General features: G+C 71.9%; 11 protein-coding genes. 6 read left to right on the forward strand and 5 right to left on the reverse strand.

Going from position 1 to position 15,278, the window contains the following annotated elements:
- The first annotated feature begins 5 nt into the window (after positions 1-5).
- On the forward strand, positions 6-959 hold the full coding sequence (locus HGK68_RS12615) for an electron transfer flavoprotein subunit alpha/FixB family protein (RefSeq protein WP_169166282.1): 954 nt from the start codon (positions 6-8) through the stop codon (positions 957-959).
- A 60-nt stretch (positions 960-1,019) separates the two neighbouring features.
- Here HGK68_RS12615 and HGK68_RS12620 read toward each other — a convergent pair whose 3' ends face one another.
- Together HGK68_RS12620 and HGK68_RS12625 are read right to left on the reverse strand one after the other, a co-directional pair.
- Positions 1,020-2,972: an oxidoreductase gene (locus tag HGK68_RS12620; RefSeq protein ID WP_169166283.1), complete on the reverse strand. Its 1,953-nt coding sequence runs from the start codon at positions 2,970-2,972 to the stop codon at positions 1,020-1,022.
- A gap of 275 nt (positions 2,973-3,247) precedes the next feature.
- Positions 3,248-3,919 (reverse strand): TetR/AcrR family transcriptional regulator, encoded by a 672-nt coding sequence (locus tag HGK68_RS12625; protein WP_169166284.1) that lies wholly within the window; start codon positions 3,917-3,919, stop codon positions 3,248-3,250.
- Between the two features lie 123 nt (positions 3,920-4,042).
- On the opposite strand from HGK68_RS12625, the gene HGK68_RS12630 reads away from it, so the two are divergent.
- On the forward strand, positions 4,043-4,936 hold the full coding sequence (locus HGK68_RS12630; protein ID WP_169166285.1) for a quinate/shikimate dehydrogenase: 894 nt from the start codon (positions 4,043-4,045) through the stop codon (positions 4,934-4,936).
- A gap of 1 nt (position 4,937) precedes the next feature.
- The gene (gene aroD, locus HGK68_RS12635) at positions 4,938-5,705 is read left to right on the forward strand and encodes a type I 3-dehydroquinate dehydratase (RefSeq protein WP_169166286.1); all 768 of its coding nucleotides are present in this window, start codon (positions 4,938-4,940) and stop codon (positions 5,703-5,705) included.
- Between the two features lie 68 nt (positions 5,706-5,773).
- Here aroD and guaA read toward each other — a convergent pair whose 3' ends face one another.
- Positions 5,774-7,366 carry a glutamine-hydrolyzing GMP synthase gene (gene guaA / locus HGK68_RS12640; RefSeq protein WP_246260364.1) on the reverse strand — a complete coding sequence of 531 codons (1,593 nt, stop codon included), beginning with the start codon at positions 7,364-7,366 and terminating at the stop codon, positions 5,774-5,776.
- Positions 7,363-7,788, reverse strand: coding sequence for a DUF3817 domain-containing protein (locus HGK68_RS12645; RefSeq protein ID WP_169166287.1), 426 nt, complete (start codon positions 7,786-7,788; stop codon positions 7,363-7,365). Before HGK68_RS12645 ends, guaA begins: the two co-directional genes overlap by 4 nt.
- A gap of 102 nt (positions 7,789-7,890) precedes the next feature.
- Between HGK68_RS12645 and HGK68_RS12650 the strand changes: the two genes are divergently transcribed.
- Together HGK68_RS12650 and HGK68_RS12655 are read left to right on the forward strand one after the other, a co-directional pair.
- Positions 7,891-9,657 (forward strand): ABC transporter ATP-binding protein, encoded by a 1,767-nt coding sequence (locus HGK68_RS12650; RefSeq protein ID WP_169166288.1) that lies wholly within the window; start codon positions 7,891-7,893, stop codon positions 9,655-9,657.
- Positions 9,638-11,371: an ABC transporter ATP-binding protein gene (locus tag HGK68_RS12655; protein ID WP_169166289.1), complete on the forward strand. Its 1,734-nt coding sequence runs from the start codon at positions 9,638-9,640 to the stop codon at positions 11,369-11,371. The genes HGK68_RS12650 and HGK68_RS12655 overlap by 20 nt, the downstream gene beginning before the upstream one ends.
- Before the next feature lie 7 nt (positions 11,372-11,378).
- Here HGK68_RS12655 and HGK68_RS12660 read toward each other — a convergent pair whose 3' ends face one another.
- Positions 11,379-12,239, reverse strand: coding sequence for an SURF1 family protein (locus HGK68_RS12660; RefSeq protein ID WP_246260365.1), 861 nt, complete (start codon positions 12,237-12,239; stop codon positions 11,379-11,381).
- A gap of 514 nt (positions 12,240-12,753) precedes the next feature.
- On the opposite strand from HGK68_RS12660, the gene HGK68_RS12665 reads away from it, so the two are divergent.
- Positions 12,754-15,237 (forward strand): phosphoketolase family protein, encoded by a 2,484-nt coding sequence (locus HGK68_RS12665; RefSeq protein WP_169166291.1) that lies wholly within the window; start codon positions 12,754-12,756, stop codon positions 15,235-15,237.
- Positions 15,238-15,278 lie beyond the last annotated feature (41 nt).

Raw genomic sequence — 15,278 nt, forward strand, 5'->3', positions numbered from 1 at the left:
AGACAGTGACCGACACCCTGTTCGTGTTGATGGAGGCCCGCGACGGCGCGCCCACCGACTCAGCGCTGGCGCTGATCACCGAGGCCCGCCGACTGTGCGAGGACGTCGCCGCTGTGTTGGTCGCCCCCGAGATCGGGACGGCTGCCGAGTGTGCCGGAGCCGCCGGGGCGAGCACCGTCCACCACGTCCCGGCCGACGGGCGCGCCGCCGATCTGATCGCCGCCGCCCTGACCGCGCTGGTCGCCACGCACTCCCCCACCGCGGTGCTGGTGCCGGCGACCACCCTCGGCAACGAGGCGGCGGCTCGAGTGACCGCCCGGCTCGGCACCGGTCTGCTCGCCGACGTGTCCGCGGTGACGCTCGCCGACGGGGTGGTCACCGCCGTCAAGAGCGAACTCGGCGGCACTCGCCTCGCCCGCTGTCGGGTCGTCGACGGGGTGCCGGTGCTGACCGTGCGGACCGGTGGTCTGCCGCCCGCCGGTTCGGACGGCGGCCCCGCCGCCGTGATCACCGCGGCCGCCGCCGCTCCGGCCAGGACCACGGTGGTCGAGTACCTGCCCACCGGCGGCGAGGGGGTGAGTCTGGAAGACGCCACGATCGTGGTCGCCGGGGGCAGGGCGATGGGCGGCTCGGAGGGCTTCAGCGTGCTGCACGAGTTGGCGGCAGCGCTCGGGCCGACGGCTGCCGTCGGATCGTCCCGCCCGGCGGCCGACGCCGGATGGGTGCCGGTCGAGCTGGAGATCGGCATCTCCGGCAAGAAGGTCGCACCGGACCTATACCTGGCGTGCGGGATCTCCGGTGCCAGCCAGCATCTGGCGGGCATGTCCGGGTCGCGCACGGTGGTGGCGATCAACAAGGACCCGCAGGCACCGATCTTCGCCGTCGCCGACTTCGGTGTGGTCGGTGACCTGTTCGAGATCGTGCCCGCGATCACCGCGGCGGTCAGCGCCCGGGTCTGACACGTGCGTGGCCCCGCACCCGATCACGGGTGCGGGGCCACGCGGTGTCTGCGATGACGGTCAGCGCGGGAGAACGCCCCGCTCGGTGAGGGTGAGCAGGATGTCGCGCCCCTGCCGGGTGGCATCGATGATCTTGCCGCCGCCCGCGGAATCCCCGACGTCCAGCACGTCCACGCCGGTTCCGGCGAAGCCCTCGGACAGTGCCTGGAAGCTGCTGCGGTCGCCCCGCATGCCCAGGCAGACATAGGTCGCGTCCGCGTGCAGCCGCCGCGCGGACCCGTCCGGCCCCACGACGTCCACCCACCCGTCGCCGACCTCGGTCAGCGTCGTGCTGGTGAACACCTCGACGTGGTGCCGCTCGATCAGCTCGTGCATCTGCATCCCGGTGATGATGTCCAGGTCGCCGGCGATCCGGTCCATCCGCTCGACCAGGGTCACCTCCGCGCCGACGGCGACGCATGCCTCGACCACGTCCAGCCCGACGGCGCCGCCACCGACGACCACCACCGGACGGCCCGCGAGTCGCTCGATCTCGCCCACCGTCGCCGTGGCACCCAGGATCGAGAACACCTCGGTGCCGTCGACGTCCACCCGCTCGCGCAGGCCCGGGACCGGGGGCAGCACCGGCTGCGAGCCGGTCGCGTTCACCACCACATCGGGCTCCAACGAGCGCACCAGATCGACGGTGGCGGGCGTCGCCGTGCGCACCTCCACCCCGGCGCGCGCGGCCCGTCGCACCAGGTGGTTCAGGAAGGTGGCGATCCGGCGCTTGGCGGGCAGCCGCACCGCCTCGCCGACCACGCCGCCCACGACGTCCTTGGCCTCCAGCAGCACCACGTCGCAGCCGACCTCGGCCGCGGTGCATGCGGCCTCCAGACCGCCGACCCCGCCACCGACGACGACCACCCGGGTGGGCCGGTCGACCCGGCGCCGCAGGTAGTCCTCGTGCCCGACGATGTCCGGGTTCACCGTGCAGCGGATCGGGCGGTCCAGCCGGATCCGGTGGTCGGCGCAGCCGATGTTGCAGGAGATGCAGTCCAGGATCCGGTCCGCGCAGCCGGTCGCCACCTTGCGCACCCACCACGGGTCGGCGATCAGGCCGCGACCCAGCGCGACCAGATCGCTGTCACCGTCGGCGATGATCCGCTCGGCGACCTGCGGGTCGCGCACGTTGCCGGAGACGATGGTCGGCTTGTCGAACTCCTCGCGGAACCGGCGGGCCATCCCCGAACGCCAGCCGTCGGGCAGGTCCATCCGGTCGATCTGGTACTGGAGATTCCCGGCCAGCGCGGCGGACACGTCGATCAGGTCGACAGCGTCCACCAGGTGTCGCATCAGTTCCACCGAGTCGTCCAGCGTGTTACCCCCGGCGACCAGCTCGTCGGCGCTGATCCGCAGTGCGATCGGGAAGCGGGGACCGACAGCCTCGCGCACGGCGTCCAGCACCTCGCGCACCAGCCGGGCGCGATTCTCCGGGCTGCCGCCGTACTCGTCGGTGCGGTGGTTGTAGAGCGGGGAGAGGAACTGGCAGAGCAGATACGAGTGCCCGCCGTGGATCTCCACCGCGTCGAATCCCGCCCGCTTGGCCCGCAGGGCCGCCGCGGCGTACTGACCAGGAACCTCGGCGATCTGCTCGCGGCTCATTGGGACCGGGGCGACGCCACCCGGCTTGGACGGGACATCGGAGGCCGATAGCGCGGGGGTGCCGGTGCGGGCGGGGTTGGCCGACGCCCCGGCGTGGTTCAGCTGGATCGCGGCCTTGGCGCCGTAGCGGTGCATCCGCTCGGTCAGCTCGTAGAGCCGCGGGACGTACCGGTCGTGGTCGATCCGCAGCTGGGTCGTGCCGTTGGAGGCCACCGGGAAGGCCACGCAGATGTTCTCGACGATGATCAGGCCGGTGCCGCCGCGGGCACGCTGCTCGTAGTAGTCGAGCTGGGTGTCCGACACCGTGCCGTCCGGCAGGGCGAAGTTCGACCCCATCGGGGGCATGACCACCCGGTTGCGCAGCGTCATCGACCCTACGGAGAAGGGCGAGAGCAGGTGCGGCACAGCCGGAGCCGCCTCGCGCTCGGGCGTGCCGACGGTGAGCGGAGCCGGGCGGGTCGCCAAGCTGATGGGACGAGGGGCTGGGGGCGCGACGGTCACGGGGGTCCTCCCGGTGCTGGCAGCGGTCAAGTACCGATCTGGTTAGTTAGTAACATCGCGCCGCTTCCAGACCGAACAGTGGGCCGGAAGTCCTGCAGAGGGGCGTCTGTGCAGGTCAGAAACTCGTGATCGGTGTCACAAGCTCAGGCGCGCACCAGGCGCACCACGGTCTCCTCGATCAGGTCGCGGACGTGCCGCCGGGTCTCGTCACCGAGGAGGTCCCGGCCGAACAGCTCCCGGAACGTGGCGCGGTTGGCCGTGCGGAAGAAGGCCAGGGAACTGATCACCTGGTGCACGTCCAGCGCGCTCGGGGCATCGGGGCCATCCCGGAACACCCCCTCGGCACGACCGCGCGCCAGCACGTCGTCCAGCAGCAGCAGCGCACCTCGGTTGACCTCGCGATCGGCCTCGTCCAACTGCGCGATCGCCGCGCCGCCCAGCAGGTTCTCGAACAGCACCAGCCGGACGAAGGGCTCGTGGGTCGCGTCGTAGCAGAGGGTCGAGCGAACCAGTTCGCGCAGCGCCTGCTCAGGGGCCATCTCCGCCAACCCGAGGTTCTGCTCGCGCTCCCGGGTGCCGCGGTAGGACTCCGCGAGCGCCGCCTGGTACAGCCCCTCCTTGGAGCCGAAGTAGTAGTAGATCATCCGCTTCGTGGTGTGGATCTGCTCCGCGATCGCGTCCACCCGGGCGCCGAGCAGCCCCTTCTCCGAGAACTCGACGATCGCGGCGCCGAGGATCTCCTTGCGGGTCCGGTCGGCATCCCGGGTCCTGGTCGCACCCTCGTCGTCGTGCCCTCGTCCCCGCTGCGCTGCCATGACCCCCTCCTCGGCGCCGACTCTCGGCCCCGAGCATCATGACAGGACCATCGGCCCTGATCCGGGACTCTCGGCTCGCGACAATGAACTACCGAGTACGTCCACTCTCACGAGGAGCACCCGATGCCCGACGGAACGATCCGCGCCATCACCGGCCACACCGAGCTGCTCGGCCTGATCGCCTACCCGATCCGGCACAGCATGTCCCCCCGGATGCACAACCTGGCCCTCGCCGAGCTGGACCTCGACTACGCCTACCTCGCCTTCGAGGTGGACGGCGACCAGCTCGAGGACGCCGTCACCGGACTGCGCGCGATGCGGGTGCGCGGCTGGAACGTCTCGATGCCGAACAAGATGGCGATCCTGCCGCTGCTGGACGACCTGTCCCCCGCCGCACGGATGGTCGGTGCGGTGAACACCGTGGTCAACGACGGCGGCCACCTCACCGGCCACGTCACCGATGGCGTCGGCTACATGACGGCCCTGCGCGAGGCGGGGGTCGACCCGGTCGGCCGACGCATCACCATGATCGGCGCCGGGGGCGCCGGCACCGCGATCGCGATCCAGGCGGCGCTGGACGGCGTCGAACGGATCGATATCTTCAACCGCCGGGACGCGGTCTGGCCGATCGCCGAGCACACCGTCGCGACCATCTCCGAGCAGACCTCCGCCACCGCGGTGCTGCACGACCTGGACGACGTGGACGACTTCCGCGAGTGTGTGGCGGCCTCGAGCGTGCTGGCCAACACCACCAACGTCGGCATGGGCACCCTCAAGGGCCTGTCCCCGCTGCCCACCACCGACGTGCTGCGCCCGGACCTGTTCGTCTCCGACGTCGTCTACGCGCCGCCCCGTACGCTGTTCCTCGAGCAGGCCGAGGCGGCGGGCTGCCGCACCATGAACGGCCTGGGCATGATGCTGCACCAGGGCGCGGCGGCCTTCGAACTGTGGACCGGCAAGCCGATGCCGGTCGACGTGATCCGTGCCGAGCTCTTCGGCCCCCAGCAGGAGGACTGACGTGACCGACCTCGACGCCCCCCGCCCGGTCACGGTGCGCGGGGTCACCCTCGGCACCGGGACGCCCGCGGTGATCGTGCCGTTGACCGCGCGCAGCACCGCCGAGCTCCTGGAACAGGCGGCCCCGGTGGTCGCGGCCGCACCCGACCTGGTCGAGTGGCGGGTCGACCACCTGCTCGCCGGGGGCGCCGACCTGGACGCGGTGGTCGCCGCCGGTCGCGCACTGATGGGCGCCCTGGCGGGGCTGCCGCTGCTGGCCACGATCCGGACCGGCGCGGAGGGCGGCGAGCTGCCGATGCCCGGCGACGAGTACCTGGCGGTCTATCGCGCGCTGCTGGGCGCCGGGGTCGCCGACCTGCTGGACGTCGAGCTGATGCACGCGCTCGCCCCCGAGGTGATCGCCGCGGCGCACGACGCACACGTCCCGGTGGTGGCCTCCAACCACGACTTCGACGGCACCCCGGCCCAGGCCGAGATCGAGCGGCGACTGCTGCTGATGGCCGAGCGGGGCGCCGACGTGCTCAAGATCGCGGTGATGCCGCGTTCCCCGGAGGACGTGCTCACCCTGCTGGCCGCCACGCTCGCCGTGCGGCGGCAGGTCGAGCAGCCGATGATCACCATGTCAATGGCCGGCACGGGTGTGGTGTCCCGGCTTGCCAGCGGGGTGTTCGGATCGGCGGCGACCTTCGGCACCGTGGGGGCGGCCTCCGCGCCCGGACAGGTCGAGGTCGAGGCACTGCGGCGGACCCTGGCGTTGATCCACGGCTGAGCCGGCCCCGGCCCCGCACACACGACGGCCCGGTACCCCCTGCGGGGTACCGGGCCGTTCGCGTCAGCTCACTCCCACTCGATGGTGCCCGGCGGCTTGCTGGTCACGTCCAGCACCACGCGGTTCACCTCGGGCACCTCGTTGGTGATCCGGGTGGAGATGATCGACAGCACGTCGTAGGGCAGCCGGGTCCAGTCGGCGGTCATCGCGTCCTCGCTGGACACCGGGCGGAGCACGATCGGGTGACCGTAGGTGCGGCCGTCGCCCTGGACGCCCACCGAGCGCACGTCGGCGAGCAGCACCACCGGGCACTGCCAGATCTCGCGGTCCAGACCGGCCTTGGTGAGCTCGTCCCGGGCGATCAGGTCGGCGGCGCGGAGCACGTCCAGCCGCTCCTGGGTGACCTCGCCGATGATCCGGATGCCGAGCCCCGGTCCGGGGAACGGCTGACGCCAGACGATGGTCTCCGGCACGCCGAGCTCCAGGCCGACGGCCCGCACCTCGTCCTTGAACAGCGCGCGCAACGGCTCGACCAGCTGGAACTGCAGGTCGTCCGGCAGGCCGCCGACGTTGTGGTGGCTCTTGATGTTCGCAGCGCCCTCGCCGCCGCCGGACTCGACGACGTCCGGGTAGAGGGTGCCCTGCACCAGGAACTTGACCTCGTCCCCGTGCGCACCGGCCTCCGCGACGATCTCCCGCGCGGCGTCCTCGAACACCCGGATGAACTCACGGCCGATGATCTTGCGCTTGGTCTCCGGGTCTGTGTGCCCGGCGAGTGCGGTGAGGAACCGCTCGCGGGCGTCCACGACCTTGAGGTTCACACCGGTGGAGGCGACGAAGTCCTGCTCGACCTGCTCGGCCTCCCCCGACCGCAGCAGCCCGTGGTCGACGAAGACGCAGGTCAGCTGGTCACCGACCGCCTTCTGCACCAACGCCGCGGCGACCGAGGAGTCGACACCGCCGGACAGGCCGCAGATGACGCGGGCGTCGCCGACCTGCTCGCGGATCCGCGCCACCTGGTCGGCGATCACGTTGCCCGGGTTCCACTCCGGCTTCAGCCCGGCGCCCTCGTACAGGAAGTGCTCCAGAGTGCGCTGCCCGAGCGGGGAGTGCTTGACCTCCGGGTGCCACTGCACGCCGAAGAGTCGACGGCTGCGGTCCTCGAAGGCGGCGACCGGCGAACCGGAGGAGGTCGCCAGCACCTCGAAGCCCTCGGGGGCCGCGTGCACCGCGTCGCCGTGGCTCATCCAGACGGTCTGCTCGCTGGGGCTGTCGGCCAGGACGGTGCCCTCGGACACCACCTCGACCGCCGTGCCGCCGTACTCGCGCTGGCCGGTCTGGGCGACCTCGCCGCCGAGCGCCTTGGCCATCGCCTGGAAGCCGTAGCAGATGCCGAGCACCGGGACACCGGCCTCGAACAGGGCCGGGTCGACGAAGGGCGCGCCGTCGGCGTACACCGAGGACGGGCCGCCGGACAGGATGATCGCGGCCGGCTCCTTGGCCAGCATCTGCTCCACCGTCGCGGTGTGCGGCACGATCTCGGAGTACACGCTCGCCTCACGGACGCGACGAGCGATGAGCTGGGCGTACTGGGCGCCGAAGTCGACCACCAGCACCGGGTGATCGGCTGTGCTGGCCTGAGTGGGGGTGGAGTCGGTCACCGGTCCAGGGTAGTCGGCTCCGCGGACCGACCCTCCACCCGGGCGATCCGGGCCAGCGCGTCGGCGTGCACCCGGCGCTCCAACACGAAGCTCATCACCGGCACCACACCGGCGGCCGCCATGGTCACCAGCCGACCGGCGGACCAGCGCATCGCGGACCAGAGCTGGGCGACGGTCACCAGGTAGATGACGTAGATCCACCCGTGCGCGATCGCGACCCAGGTGCCCAGCACCGGCTCCGCGTGCCCCGCGGCGTCCACCCCACCGGCGTGGAAGACGTACTTGAGCAGCATCTCCAGGCAGAGCACCAGCAGCATCGTCCCGGTGATCCAGGCCATCACCCGGTAGCGGGTCAGGCGGCCACGGGCGACGGCGACGGCTCGGGCGGCGGTGTCCTGCGGGGTCGCCGGGGTCTGCGACATGGTGGTCCTCTCGGCCGGATCTGGGGTTCACCGCGATTCTCCCCCACCCGTCGGGTAAATCCCTTTCCTGTGTGTCGGGACTCACCCGTAGCGTTGCCCCTCGTGCGATCTCTTCCGCTGCCCGAACCCGGGCGACCGCCGCTCACCGGACCGTGGGCCTACCTGCGCTGGCTGAGTGTCCGCCAGCTCGGTGTGCTGCTCGGCGCCACGGGTGTGTCCATCGTCGGCAACGTCGCCGGTGCGATGCAGCCGCTCGCGCTCGGGATGGTGGTCGACGACGGGCTGAGCCACGGGCTGACCGCCGGGCTGTGGTCCGGCTGTCTGCTGCTGTTCGCGCTCGGCATGGTGCAGGTCGGCGCGAACGTCTGGGGCCACCGGTTGGAGGTGGAGAACTGGCTGCGCGCCGCCTTCGCCTCCTCCCAGCAGATCGGGCACCACGTGACCCGGACCGGGGACGCGGTGACCGAGACGCTGCCGACCGGTGAGGTGGTCGCCACGGTGGCCTCCGACGCCCTGCGGATGGGTGAGGTCTTCCACATCCTGCCGCGGCTGATCGGTGGCATCGTCGCCTACCTGACCCTCGGCGTCGTCCTGCTGACCATCTCCCCGCCGCTGGGCCTGCTGGTGCTGCTCGGCCTGCCGGTGGTGGTCGCCGTGCTGTCCCTGCTGGTGCCGCCGCTGCAGCGCCGCCAGGCCGCCCAGCGCGAGGCGACCGGCCGATTGACCACCCTGGGTGCCGACACCGTCTCCGGCCTGCGCATCCTGCGCGGCATCGGCGGCGAGGAGGTGTTCAGCGGGCGCTACCGCGAGCAGTCGCAGCAGGTCCGCCGCACCGGGGTCGCCGTCGCGCAGACCCAGTCCTACCTGGACGCGCTGCAGACACTGCTGCCGGGCCTGTTCCTGGCGATCGTGGTCTGGGCCGGCGCCCGGCTGGCCATCGCCGGGGACATCACCCCCGGTCAGCTGGTGTCGTTCTACGGCTTCGCAGCCTTCCTGACCCAGCCGCTGTGGACTGCCAGCGAGGCGATCCGGGTGGTCACCCGAGCGGTGGTCGGCGCCAGGAAGATCCTCACCGTGCTCCGGGTCCCGGTGGCCGGTCACGACGACCCGGCGACCCCCGCCGACTCCCCCGCCGTGGACCAGGAGCTGGTGGACGAGCGCTCGGGCCTGGTGGTGCGACCCGGTCGGTTGCTGGCCGTGGTCGGCGCCGACCCGGACGAGTCCGCGCGGATCGCGCTGCGGCTGGGCCGGCACGGCGGCGAGGACGAGGGCCTGTCCGACGTGCGCTGGGGCCGCACCGTGCTGCGTCAGCTCGGGCTGAGCGAGGTCCGTGGCCGGATCGTGGTCGCGGAGTCCACCCCGCACCTGTTCACCGGGCTGCTGTCCGAGGAGTTGGACGTGCGTGGCGGTGCCTCCCGGGCGGAGCTGCTCACCGCGCTGCAGGTGGCCGATGCCGGGGACGTGCTCGACTCGGTGCCGGACGGTCTGGACGGCGAGGTCGAGGAGAAGGGCCGGTCGTTGTCCGGCGGGCAGCGCCAGCGGGTCGCCCTGGCCCGCGCCCTGCTCACCGACGCCGAGGTGCTGGTGCTGATCGAGCCGACCAGCGCCGTGGACGCGCACACCGAGGCCCGGATCGCCCAGCGACTGGCCGATCACCGGCGCGGGCGCACCACCGTGATTGTCTCCGCCAGTCCCCTCGTGCTGGACACGGTGGACGAGGTCGCCCTGGTCGAAGCCGGTCGGGTCACCGTGACCGGCCCGCACCGCACCCTGATGTCCGAGCACCCCGGCTACCGCCGCGTGGTGTCCCGGGCCGACGACGACGATGCCTCGAAGGAGGTGACCGACCATGCGACTGCCGGTCGCTGATTCCCCGACGCTGCGCCGTCACACCGCCGCGTTGCTGCGCCGCCACCGCCGGTCGCTGTCCGTTGTGGTGATCCTGCACGTGCTGGCGGCGACCGCCGGACTCGCCGGGCCCTGGCTGCTCGGCCGCCTGGTGGACGCGGTGCAGGCCGGTACCACCACGGCCACCGCCGACCGCACGATCCTGATCCTGGTGATCGCGGTGCTGGCCCAGACCGTGCTGATCCGTTACGCCCAGCGTGCGGCGATGGTGCTGGGCGAGACGGTGTTCGCCGACCTGCGCGAGGAGTTCATCACCACCGTCACCCGGCTCCCGCTGTCCACCGTCGAACGGGCGGGCACCGGGGACCTGGTCGCCCGCACCACCACCGACATCGACCGGGTGCAGTACACCGTGCGCTTCGGTGTCCCCCGGCTGCTGGTCACCACGGCCACCACCCTGCTCACCGTCATCGCCGCCCTGCTGACCAACCCGCTGGTCGCCCTGGGCCTGTTCGCCGGTACGCCCCTGCTGATCGCCGTCACCCGCTGGTACCTGCGGCGGGCGGCGAAGGGCTACCTGCGCGAGTCCGCCGCCTACGCGACGATCAACGGCACCATCACCGAGTCGGTGGAAGGCGCCCGCACCGTCGACGCGCTGAGCCTGGGCGCCCGGCGTCGGCGGCGACTGGATCGGGACCTGCGCGAGGCGTTCGAGGCGGAGCGCTACACCCTGAAGCTGCGCACCGTGCTGTTCCCCGGGGTGGACACCTCCTTCGTGCTGCCCACCGTCGCGGTGCTGATCTGGGGCGCGTTCCTGGTCTCCACCGGGCACGCGACCGTGGGCGCGGTCACCACCATCGCCCTGTACGCGATCCAGGTGATCAACCCGGTCGGCGAGCTGATCTTCTGGCTGGACGAGATCCAGGTCGGCGCCACCTCGCTGGCCCGGATCATCGGGGTCGGCGACGTGCGACCCGACCGCACCGAGGGCGCCGCGCGGCCCGAGGGCGAACACGTCAGCGCCACGCAGGTGCGGTACGCCTACCGCGAGGGTCATGACGTCCTGCACGGCATCGACCTGGAGCTGAACGACGGCGAACGCCTGGCCGTGGTCGGCCCCTCCGGTGCCGGGAAGTCGACCCTGGGTCGGATGCTGGCCGGCATCCACCCGCCCACGGGCGGCCGGGTCACCGTCGGTGACGTGCCGCTGGTCGACCTGCCGTTGGACGAGCTGCGCGGCCACGTCGCGCTGGTCACGCAGGAGCACCACGTGTTCGTCGGCCCGCTGGCGGACAACCTGCGCCTGGCCGACCCCGAGGCCGACGACGAGGCGCTGGAACGCGCGTTGCGTGCCGTCGACGCCTGGGACTGGGTGGCGGCGCTGCCCGACGGCCTGACCACCGCGGTCGGGTCCGGCGGCGCTGCCCTCACCCCGGCCCAGGCGCAGCAGATCGCGCTGGCCCGGCTGGTGCTGCTCGACCCGCACACCCTGGTGCTGGACGAGGCGACCTCGCTGATCGACCCGCGGGCTGCGCGGCACCTGGAGCGCTCGCTGTCCTCGGTGCTCGAGGGGCGCACGGTGATCGCCATCGCGCACCGCCTGCACACCGCCCACGACGCGGATCGGGTCGCGGTGGTGGACGGTGGCCGGATCACCGAGATCGGATCGCACGACGACCTGGTCGCGGCCGGCGGCGACTACGCCAGCCTGTGGGAGTCCTGGCAGCGGGAGTGAGCCGGGGTCAGGCCCGTTCGTCCAGTTCGGCGAACGGGTCGGTCCCCGTCGCGCGCTGCCGCTCGTCTCGCACCAGCCGGATCCACAGGAACACCGCGAAGCCGCCGAACACCCACCACTGCGCCGCGTAGCCGAGGTTCTGGATGTTCAGCCCGGTGCCGGAGCGGGTCGGCGGACCGAGGAGCTCCAGGTCGGCGGACTGGGCCGGGTCGGACTCGGACAACACCGCGTACCCGGTCCAGATCGGTCCGCCCCACACCCCGAGCAGTTCGGCGGAGGAGATCGAGTCGGTGGTCCCGGCGGGCAGGGCGTCGGGGGCCTGGCCGGAGTCCTCGGACGCCTGCAGGAAGCCGGTGACGGTGACCTCGCCCTCCGGCACCGCCAGGGTCGGCGAGTCCGGGTCGGCGGCCCAGCCGCGGACCACCGGCAGCACGGCCCCGGAGTCGGTGCGCAGCGGGGTCAGGACCAGCCAGCCGGTCTGACCGTGCAGCACCCGGTCGCCGACCAGCAGCTGCCCGTCGGGCTCATACGTCCCGGTGGCGATCACCCGGCGGCCGACCAGCGCCCCGTCGAAGCTGCTCTGCGGTGCGAGCAGGTCGTCGATCGGCACCGGGGTCGCCGCCTCGGTCTGCTCCAGGGCTGCCTGTGCGGCGGCGGCCCCGCGGATCTCCGCCCGGTCGAGCTGCCAGATGCCCAGTCGCGCGCAGACCGCGGCGGCGGCGAGGAACAGGATCAGCAGCCCGATCATCCGCGGTGTGCGGGCGACCTCCCACAGCGAGCGCCGGGGGCCGAGGTCGTCGGCAGGAGCGCCCGGCTCGGCGGCGTGCGGCCCGGCGTCGGGTCGGTCGTCGGTCTGCGGCTCGGACACCACCTCACGGTACCCGGCCAGACCCATCCCCGACCCCGCCCTCCCCAACCCCGCCCCAGCCGCCCGCCCCCACGCCGACCCCAGCCCGACCCCGCCCCGAGCCCAACCCCGCCGCCGAGTTCGGCACCTCCGCCCCGAGGTCGGCAGCTCAGTTCGCGACCTCGGGGCGGGAGTGCCGAACTCGCGCCCGGAGGCCGCACCTCGCCGCGCGGACGCAACCGGCGCAACCGGCCCGCACGGCGCAACCGGCCCACCCGGACCGCCCGGCGCCGCGGCGCACGCACCCGGCGCGGGCCGCCGCTGCCGCTGCGCGGGCCGCGACCACGCAGGTCACACGGTTCCTCACCCGGACGGGTGCATCCCCTGGTCACATGGGGTTTGATGGCGAGTGACCGCTTGCAGGCGGTCGGGGTCGGCCTGGGTCTGACGTCCCGGCTCGTGACGGATCGCGCCACGATGCTGGGAATGCCCGACCGGGGGCGGCCGGGCCCGAATCCAACTACGGGGAGACAGCATGAGCACGACGACGTCGCCGCTCGAGACCTGGCGGACCGGCTCCGGCCAGCCCGTCTCGGACGAGACACTCCGACGCATCGACGCCTGGTGGCGGACGGCGAACTATCTGTCGGTGGGCCAGATCTACCTGCTGGCGAACCCGCTGCTGCGGGAGCCGCTCACCAAGGACCACGTCAAGCCGCGTCTGCTGGGCCACTGGGGCACCACGCCGGGCCTGAACTTCCTCTACGCGCACCTGAACCGTGTCATCGCGGAGCGCGAGCAGTCCACGCTGTACCTGACCGGGCCGGGTCACGGTGGCCCGGGTCTGGTCGCCTCCGCGTACCTGGACGGCACCTACTCCGAGGTGTACTCGGACATCACCCACGACACCGAGGGCGTGCGCCGCCTGTTCCGGCAGTTCTCCTTCCCGGGCGGCATCCCGAGCCACGTCGCGCCGGAGACCCCCGGGTCGATCCACGAGGGCGGCGAGCTGGGCTACGCACTGTCGCACGCCTACGGCGCCGCCTTCGACAACCCGGACCTGCTGGTCGCGGCGGTGGTCGGTGACGGTGAGGCCGAGACCGGCCCGCTGGCGACCTCCTGGCACTCGAACAAGTTCATCGACCCGGCCAAGGACGGCGTCGTCCTGCCGATCCTGCACCTGAACGGGTACAAGATCGCCAACCCGACGGTGCTCGCCCGCATCCCCGAGGAGGAGCTCCTCGACCTGATGCGCGGCTACGGGCACAAGCCGCACCTGTTCGTCGGCGGGTTCGACGGCGAGGACCACATCGAGGTGCACACCCGGTTCGCGAAGCTGCTGGACGAGGTCCTGGACGAGATCGCGGAGATCAAGGCCCGGGCCGCCGCCGGTGACGAGTCGCGCCCGTCCTGGCCGATGATCATCTTCAAGACCCCGAAGGGCTGGACCTGCCCGCCGGTGATCGACGGCAAGCAGGTCGAGGCGTCCTGGCGTTCGCACCAGGTGCCGCTGGCCAGCGCCCGGGACACCGACGAGCACCTGGAGGTGCTGGAGAGCTGGCTGCAGTCCTACCGCCCGGAGGAGCTGTTCGACGAGAACGGCGCGGTCAAGGAGGAGATCACCTCCCTGGCACCGGGTGGCACGCTGCGGATGAGCGACAACCCGCACGCCAACGGTGGTCTGCTGCTCAAGGACCTGCGGCTGCCGGACTTCCGGGACTTCGCGGTCGAGGTGCCGGTGCCGGGTGGCTCGATCTCCGAGGCCACCCGTGAGCTGGGCAAGTACCTCACCGAGGTGATCCGCCGGAACCCGGACAACTTCCGGATCTTCGGCCCGGACGAGACCGCCTCCAACCGGTTGCAGGCGGTGTTCGACGTCACCGACAAGCAGTGGAACGCCGAGTACCTGCCGACCGACATCGACGACCACCTGGCCCGGTTCGGCCGCGTGGTGGAGATGCTGTCCGAGCACCAGTGCCAGGGCTGGCTGGAGGGCTACCTGCTCACCGGTCGGCACGGCCTGATCACCTCCTACGAGGCGTTCATCCACATCGTCGACTCGATGTTCAACCAGCACGCCAAGTGGCTGAAGGTCACCAACCACATCCCGTGGCGGCGGCCGATCGCGTCGCTGAACTACCTGCTGTCCAGCCACGTCTGGCGTCAGGACCACAACGGCTTCAGCCACCAGGACCCGGGCTTCATCGACCACGTGGTGAACAAGAAGGCCGAGATCGTCCGGGTGTACCTGCCGCCGGACGCGAACACCCTGCTGTCCACCTACGACCACTGCCTGCGCAGCCGGCAGTACGTGAACGTCGTGGTGTCCGGCAAGCAGCCCGCGCCGAACTTCCTCACGATGGACGAGGCCGTCGCGCACTGCACCCGCGGTCTGGGCATCTGGGACTGGGCGGGCACCGAGGTCGAGGGCGAGGACCCGGACGTGGTGCTCGGCTGCGCCGGTGACGTGCCGACCCTGGAGGTGCTGGCAGCCGCCGACATCCTGCGCCGCGAGCTGCCGGACCTGAAGGTCCGTGTGGTGAACGTCGTGGACCTGATGCGGCTGCAGGACGAGCGCGAGCACCCGCACGGCCTGTCGGACCGGGACTTCAACACCCTGTTCACCACGGACAAGCCGATCGTGTTCGCCTACCACGGCTACCCGTGGCTGATCCACCGCCTCACCTACCGCCGCAAGGGGCACAAGAACCTGCACGTGCGCGGGTACAAGGAGGAGGGCACCACGACCACGCCCTTCGACATGGTGATGCTGAACGACCTGGACCGGTTCCACCTGGTGATCGACGTGATCGACCAGACGCCGTCGCTGGGCTCGAAGTACGCCGGGCTGCGGCAGCGGATGGTCGACGCCCGTCTGCACGCCCACGAGTACACCCGGGAGCACGGCGAGGACCTGCCCGAGGTGCGGGACTGGGTCTGGCCGGACGCCGGCGAGACCGGCACCGAGATCGGCGGCCCGCAGCAGAACACCGCGGCCACCGGTGGTGACAACGAGTAAGGCATGAGGCCGATGGCCCGCACCACACCGGTGCGGGCCAT

Source organism: Cellulomonas taurus (genome assembly GCF_012931845.1).
GTDB classification, from domain to species: Bacteria; Actinomycetota; Actinomycetes; order Actinomycetales; family Cellulomonadaceae; genus Cellulomonas; species Cellulomonas taurus.

Excerpts from the sequence above, each read along its gene's own strand:
- HGK68_RS12645 (WP_169166287.1), bottom strand. The coding sequence starts at position 7,788 with ATGTCGCAGACCCCGGCGACCCCGCAGGACACCGCCGCCCGAGCCGTC.
- HGK68_RS12655 (WP_169166289.1), top strand. The coding sequence starts at position 9,638 with ATGCGACTGCCGGTCGCTGATTCCCCGACGCTGCGCCGTCACACCGCC.
- HGK68_RS12665 (WP_169166291.1), top strand. The coding sequence starts at position 12,754 with ATGAGCACGACGACGTCGCCGCTCGAGACCTGGCGGACCGGCTCCGGC.
- HGK68_RS12625 (WP_169166284.1), bottom strand. The coding sequence starts at position 3,919 with ATGGCAGCGCAGCGGGGACGAGGGCACGACGACGAGGGTGCGACCAGG.
- HGK68_RS12620 (WP_169166283.1), bottom strand. The coding sequence starts at position 2,972 with ATGACGCTGCGCAACCGGGTGGTCATGCCCCCGATGGGGTCGAACTTC.
- HGK68_RS12630 (WP_169166285.1), top strand. The coding sequence starts at position 4,043 with ATGCCCGACGGAACGATCCGCGCCATCACCGGCCACACCGAGCTGCTC.